9 protein-coding genes are annotated in these 6,013 nt (G+C 60.7%); 5 read left to right on the top strand and 4 right to left on the bottom strand.

Annotated features, from left to right (window positions below; genetic code table 11):
* Window positions 1–68 precede the first annotated feature (68 nt).
* On the bottom strand, window positions 69–233 hold the full coding sequence (locus tag GSQ89_RS16585; protein ID WP_158927162.1) for a hypothetical protein: 165 nt from the start codon (window positions 231–233) through the stop codon (window positions 69–71).
* A gap of 100 nt (window positions 234–333) precedes the next feature.
* On the bottom strand, window positions 334–1,062 hold the full coding sequence (locus GSQ89_RS16580; RefSeq protein ID WP_158927160.1) for a response regulator transcription factor: 729 nt from the start codon (window positions 1,060–1,062) through the stop codon (window positions 334–336).
* Between the two features lie 145 nt (window positions 1,063–1,207).
* On the opposite strand from GSQ89_RS16580, the gene GSQ89_RS16575 reads away from it, so the two are divergent.
* The 3 genes from GSQ89_RS16575 (at window position 1,208) to GSQ89_RS16565 (ending at window position 4,119) form a co-directional block, all read left to right on the top strand.
* The gene (locus tag GSQ89_RS16575) at window positions 1,208–1,891 is read left to right on the top strand and encodes a response regulator transcription factor (RefSeq protein ID WP_158927158.1); all 684 of its coding nucleotides are present in this window, start codon (window positions 1,208–1,210) and stop codon (window positions 1,889–1,891) included.
* Window positions 1,878–3,359, top strand: a complete 1,482-nt coding sequence (locus GSQ89_RS16570) for a HAMP domain-containing sensor histidine kinase (protein ID WP_158927156.1) — start codon at window positions 1,878–1,880, stop codon at window positions 3,357–3,359. The genes GSQ89_RS16575 and GSQ89_RS16570 overlap by 14 nt, the downstream gene beginning before the upstream one ends.
* Window positions 3,360–3,465: 106 nt before the next feature.
* Window positions 3,466–4,119 carry a transposase gene (locus GSQ89_RS16565; RefSeq protein ID WP_371734261.1) on the top strand — a complete coding sequence of 218 codons (654 nt, stop codon included), beginning with the start codon at window positions 3,466–3,468 and terminating at the stop codon, window positions 4,117–4,119.
* On the opposite strand, the gene GSQ89_RS40145 is transcribed toward GSQ89_RS16565, so the two are convergent.
* Complete coding sequence (locus GSQ89_RS40145; RefSeq protein WP_371734270.1) at window positions 4,042–4,506, bottom strand: hypothetical protein; 465 nt, start codon at window positions 4,504–4,506, stop codon at window positions 4,042–4,044. The two genes, GSQ89_RS16565 and GSQ89_RS40145, sit on opposite strands and share 78 nt — an antisense overlap.
* Before the next feature lie 451 nt (window positions 4,507–4,957).
* On the opposite strand from GSQ89_RS40145, the gene GSQ89_RS16555 reads away from it, so the two are divergent.
* On the top strand, window positions 4,958–5,146 hold the full coding sequence (locus GSQ89_RS16555; protein WP_158927150.1) for a hypothetical protein: 189 nt from the start codon (window positions 4,958–4,960) through the stop codon (window positions 5,144–5,146).
* Window positions 5,133–5,531, top strand: a complete 399-nt coding sequence (locus GSQ89_RS16550) for a hypothetical protein (RefSeq protein WP_158927148.1) — start codon at window positions 5,133–5,135, stop codon at window positions 5,529–5,531. Before GSQ89_RS16555 ends, GSQ89_RS16550 begins: the two co-directional genes overlap by 14 nt.
* Before the next feature lie 71 nt (window positions 5,532–5,602).
* On the opposite strand, the gene GSQ89_RS16545 is transcribed toward GSQ89_RS16550, so the two are convergent.
* Complete coding sequence (locus tag GSQ89_RS16545; RefSeq protein ID WP_158927146.1) at window positions 5,603–6,013, bottom strand: Zn-ribbon domain-containing OB-fold protein; 411 nt, start codon at window positions 6,011–6,013, stop codon at window positions 5,603–5,605.

Raw genomic sequence — 6,013 nt, 5'->3', positions numbered from 1 at the left:
AGCCACTCCCAGGCCCGCGGCGGGCCAGCCCAGTACAAGGGCCGGCCCGGGGGATTCACGGAAGTCTGTTAGTCGCCACCGCCGACATAGCGCCCACCCAGGCTGTTCGCCGTGTTGTCGTACGGGCCGGAATGGTAGACCGGCCGGTGTTCGCCCGGGACGGCATGTGCCATCGGCGCGATCGCGGCAGTCAGGGTCAAAGCCGCGAACGCGGCGAGAATCAGGCTTTTCATAGAAATTCTCCGTCACTTACCTGGCTGAATGTCCGGCCAGTGCGACGGCAACATGCGACAACCACCGTAGGCGCGGCTTCGCCCGGCCATAAAATCGATTTTAGGCGCGCTCCGGATCGTCGGCGGTCACCGGGTCCGGTGCCGGCGGCGCACCCACGGGTTCGCGGATCATGTATCCCGCGCCCAGGACGGTATGAATCAGCGGGTACGCGAAGCCTTCATCGACCTTCTGGCGCAGCCGGTGAACATGCATGTCGATGATGTTGCCCCGCGGCTCGAAGTCGTAGTTCCACGCGGTCTCCAGCAGCATGGATCGCGTGACGACCTGGCCGGCATGCCGCATGAGAAACGCCAGCAGAAGCAACTCCCGGTGTTGCAGATGAATGTCCTTGCCAGTCCGCGAGGCGCGGCGGCCGGGAATATCGACCTCCAGATCGCCGACCCGCAGCACCGCCGATCCCAGCGCCCGATCCGCGCGGCGCACCAAGGCCTCCAAACGGGCCAGAACCTCCGCGAAGGCATACGGTTTGGCGAGATAGTCGTCGCACCCGGCCCGCATGCCCTCGATCCTGTCGGCCGTACCGCCGATCGCACTCAAGACCAGGATCGGCGTGACTTTGTCCCGCTCGCGCAGGCGCCGGATCAGCGTAAGCCCGTCCATGACCGGCAGCCGGCGATCGACGATAAGCACATCGTAAATCCCCTCGGATGCAAGCGCGAGGCCCAGTTCTCCGTCGGCGGCGCGATCGACGATGTGTCCGCTTTCGGTCAGGCCACGGGCGAGGTACGAGCCGGTGCGGTCATCATCCTCTACCACCAGCAGGCGCACGCTGTCTCCACAAACATTACCTATTGTTCATCTTCGCGCGAAGCCCATTTTGGTTGAGCAATGCCAAACGGACATCCAGATAGCAACTCCATATAAGGTGGCGGCGGACGCACGCCGCCACCCTTCTGCTATGAAAGTAGGACATATGACTCGCGTGCTGGTGGTCGAGGACGATCGCCAAACGGCCAACGAAATCAAAGCCGCGCTTGGCGATCACGGATTCGAGGTGGAGCAAGCCGCCACCGGGCGGGAAGGCCTGTTGAAAGCCGCCGCCGATCCCTACGATGCCATTGTCCTGGACCGTATGCTGCCCGGCGGTATTGATGGCCTTGGTGTGCTGTCAACCCTGCGAGCGGCGGGCGTGGTCGCGCCTGTCCTGATCCTCAGCGCCCTGTCGGCGGTGGATGAGCGTGTGCGTGGTTTGCGTGCGGGTGGCGACGATTATCTCACCAAACCGTTCGATTTCCTCGAACTCACCGCTCGGCTGGACGTCCTGCTGCGCCGCCAAGTCGTCCCCCAGCGTGAGACGATGTTGCGCGCCGGCAAGCTGGAAATGGATCTGCTCACCCACGCCGTCCGTTACGCTGGCAAAGCCATCGAACTGCTGCCACGCGAATTTCGCCTGCTTGAATTCCTGATGCGGCACGCCGATCAGGTCGTGACCCGAACCATGCTGTTCGAGGAGGTCTGGAACTACCGTACCGTCGAGCCGACCAATCTGATAGACATGCACATCAGCAAACTGCGCCGGAAACTCGACTGCGAAAGCACCGAACCGATGATCCGCACGGTGCGCGGCGCCGGTTACATGCTCCATGCGGCTGGTTGACCTTCCCCGGACATCGAGCTTTCGGCTCGCGCTGCGTTTCCTCATCTTGTTCGGAGTCGCGTCGTTCGTCCTGTTCGGGTTCTTGTACTGGCAGACAAACCACTACATCATCGGCCGCATCGACGCATGGCTGGCGCATGAGCAGACGATCTTGCGCCCGCTGGACCGTGACACCCTGGTGCAGCGATTGACCGCCCACGTGGTCGCGGATCCCACGTTCGAGCGTCCGGCGACGCTCTTCGACCCCGTGGGCATGCGGCTGGCCGGAACCCCGTTGTCGCTGACGGGGGCCACGTTAGCCGGCATGCCGCAAGATGTCCCGATGGAATTCGGGCTTCAACAGGACCACGGGCCGATGCGCTTCCGCGCCGTCGTCCACCGCAGGCCATCGGGGGATTACCTCGTCGTCGCGCTGGACATGGACGCGCAGCACGCATTCGCCGACGTCCTGGTCAACGCATTCATTTGGGGCGGCCTGATCACCGCGCTGATCGGCCTGGCCGGAGCGGCGTTCATCGGCGCCGGCGCCGTCCGCCGCATCGATGGCGTCACGCGCGCTATCCAGCGCATCGTGAACGGCGATCTATCGGAACGGCTGCCGACCCACGGCCAAACCGACGATCTCGACCGGCTGGCCATCGTCATCAACGGCATGCTCGGTGAAATCGAACGCCTGATGCAGGAGGTGAAGGGCGTTTGCGACAACATCGCGCACGACCTTCGCACCCCGCTGACACGCTTGCTGGCCGGAATGGAACGCATGCGCCGCCGCGCCGTCTCCACCGAGGACTATGCGGCGGCGGTTGATGACGCCATCCTGGAAACCAAGGATGTCCTCAACACGTTCGCGGCCATTCTGCGCATTTCAGAGGTGGAAAGTGGCGCCCGGCGGGCCGGATTCACCGAAACGGATATTTCCGAGGTGGTCGCCGACGCCGTTGAATTCTACGAACCGGTCGCGGAAGCAAAGGGCGTCCAACTCGTCCATCTCACGCCGGAGGACGCGCCGGTGACGATGCGCGGCGATCCAAGCTTATTGTTTGAGGCCGTGGGCAATCTTGTCGACAACGCGCTTAAGTTCACCCCACGCGGCGGTCAGGTCACGGTGTGCGGTTTCGCCCGGGCGGGAACGATCGGCTTCGAGGTGACGGACACCGGACCCGGCATTCCCGCGGATGAAGCCGCTTGCGTGCTCCGCCGGTTCTATCGTGCCGAGTCCAGCCGCAACACGCCGGGAAGTGGACTGGGCCTGGCCCTCGTCGCGGCCGTGGCTCGGCTGCACGGTATGGATTTGGCTATCAGCGACGCACGGCCCGGATGCCGAATCACGATCGCACGCCACGAGCCGGTGTTTGGATCGCCCGACGTGCCGATCTCCGGGGCGGAATTCGGTCACGACGACGCCGCCGGACGCGCACTGGCCGAACAATGGGTTGTCGTCGAAGGCGCCGGGAAAACGTCGGCGTAATACCATCAGCCTAAGCGCTGATGGTTTGCGCGCAGGGTTGGCGTGGCGACTGTGCGCGTATCAATGGCGATTATGTATTTAACAAACTCATCCATCCCTGACAGGAATGCTGTCAGGAGATAAAGCCATGTCGATCTTTTCCGCCCGGTATTTCCACGATGAAGCCGCCGCTCACGTGTTGCTGGAAGAGATCGTGTGGCAGTCTGGCCCGGTCTGCCCGCGCTGCGGCAGTCTGGACCGGATCACGACGGTTCGCGGTGGTCGGTTTGGCCTCTATCGCTTCTGCCCCTGCAAGCGTCAGTTCACGGTCAAGGCTGGCACGGTGTTCGAGTCCAGCCATGTGCCGCTGACCCAGTGGCTCCAGGTCGTCTACGCGATGGGCAGCCATCAGGTTATGCGGACCTTGAACGTTCAGTACAAGACCGCCTGGTTCATGACGCATCGTATTCGCGCTGCGATGGCTGAAACCCATGACTTCGGCGGCCCGAAGCTGGGTGGCTCTGGCATGACGATCGAGGCCGATGAAACCTACATCGGCGGCAAGGCCGCCAACCGCGCCTATGGCCCGATCCCGCCGAAGCATGCGGTGGCTTCTCTGGTAGATCGAAATGGCCGGATGAGTAGCTTCCATGTGCCGAACGTAACCGCGAACAACCTGTATCCGATCGTGGCTCTGCTGGCTTTAAATCCACAGCTTGGCCAGATAATCGCGGGTATGCGGGTAAAACATCCCGCCTCGGTTCGAAAATTCAATACGTAGTTTGTGCTGTGGTTTGCCTCGGTAACGAGTTAGCGCATCTTTTTGGCAGTACTGCGTTACCTTTTCGAGTAAGATCCGGGCCATCCAATTGTAAAAGTAGTTCTTTGACCTGACGACCTCGGTTCTTGTGTTTCGATACCCTCGCATATTCGGCTTGTGAGACACCGATACAAACCAACGAAAATTCAAACTTTCTAGATAGTGGCAAACTGTTTCCTTTCGCTCGTCATCCAGCTTCGCAAAATGAATTTCGGTTCTCTGGCGGGATCTGAGTCTGTGGAGAGCTTCGGTCAGCCACTGTTGAACGAATGCGTCCTCATGGATCGGGACGACGAATGCGCCCAGAACGAACCATTCAGATGCACCGTTTGGATCGATAGGGGCCACGGTTTTTACCCCGTCGTCGCCCGCCTCATCGATATAAACCACATAACCGATCGGAGATGATATAACGGATAATGAGAACGGACTCGACCTGAACGCTAGTACGCTTCAATTTGACCGCTTCAAGGGATTCGCCCACGATAAGGACTCGATAATGGTTATTGAAAGGGCCTTTTGATTTAGTGGAGCGGAGAATGCGCGCCATCCGAGCGGGGATCGCAACTTTGGTTTTCGCCCTGTGCGGATGCGCTAAGCCCATTCAGTATTGGGTAAAATCCAATACCGATATTACAACGACGGCAGCCGACTTGTCCGGTTGCAGGCTGGCAGCGAACGCCGGCGGTCAACGCGTCTTTAGCGCGGGAGAGTTAGAATCACCATGTATGGTGGCTAAGGGCTATCATCTTTCGCGCACTCCACCGGCCCAGAATTGAGACACTATCCCAGGAAGCCCATGCCAGCACGCAAACGACCCGACCCCAACGCCAAGTCCCAATCCCAACGCTTCGTCGAAATGGCCCGCGAACTCTGGTGCGACGAGTACGAAGCCGCGTTTATGGAGAAGCTGGGGAAGATCGCGCGGCATAAGCCGAAGGATGAGCCACACGTGCCGCAGCGGAGAGACGACAATGCCACCAGCTGAGATCGCAGACGATGCTGAAAAAATCCGAGACTTGGTACAGAGGTACTGCGCCGAACAGCGCAACTCCCATTTGGCACCGTTCGTGGTTCACGGCCCGGTTATGGCTGGCGACGAGGTTTACCGGTTGGAAGCTAGCCAAAAGCCGGGGTGCTACGTGTTCTACGGGAGAGACGGCCGCTATCACTATATCGGCATGTCTCTCGTCGGTGTCGGTAGTCGGGTCGCCGCCCATCTGAACCCAGGCACCCAAGCCAGTCCATTCTGGCATAACGGCAAGCCACCATACTCGGTTGACCTCATCGAAGTGACCGAAGCTTGGGAAGCACCCTCATTGGAGGCGTACCTGTATGCTAAGATGGCGGGCACAGCGCAACTAAAAGAGTAAGTCAGGATGGTAAACCATCCTAGCCCGATCGTGTGTTTGCAAAGTGCATAATTGCCGTATCAATGCAGTTCCTATCCCGCCTCGAACACCGGCAAAGTCAGATCATCCTTCACCCGGTCGAACGCCACCACCACCGGCAGACCGACCCTTAAGGCAGACGCGTCGATCCCTCGCGCCTGCGCATTCATCCGCACGCCCTCGGGCAGGTCCACCGTCAGCAGGATGTAGGGCAAATCCCCCTTCAACGCCGGGTGGAAGGCATAATGCGTGATGGTCCAGCTATGCACCGTCCCGGTACCCGCCGCGTCGACCCAGTCCGTGTTCATCGACCAGCACGCGTCGCACATCGGCCGCGGATAATGCCGGACCTTGCCGCAATCGGCGCAGCGTTGCAGCCGCAGCCGGCCCTCGTTCAACCCATCCCAATAAGGCCGCGTCTCCGGCGTCGGCGACGGCACCAACTTTTCGTAAATCGCGTCCAT

This window comes from Acidisphaera sp. S103, from assembly GCF_009765975.1.
In the GTDB taxonomy this organism is placed as follows: Bacteria; Pseudomonadota; Alphaproteobacteria; order Acetobacterales; family Acetobacteraceae; genus Rhodopila.
This window is presented reverse-complemented; position numbering and strand designations above follow the sequence as displayed.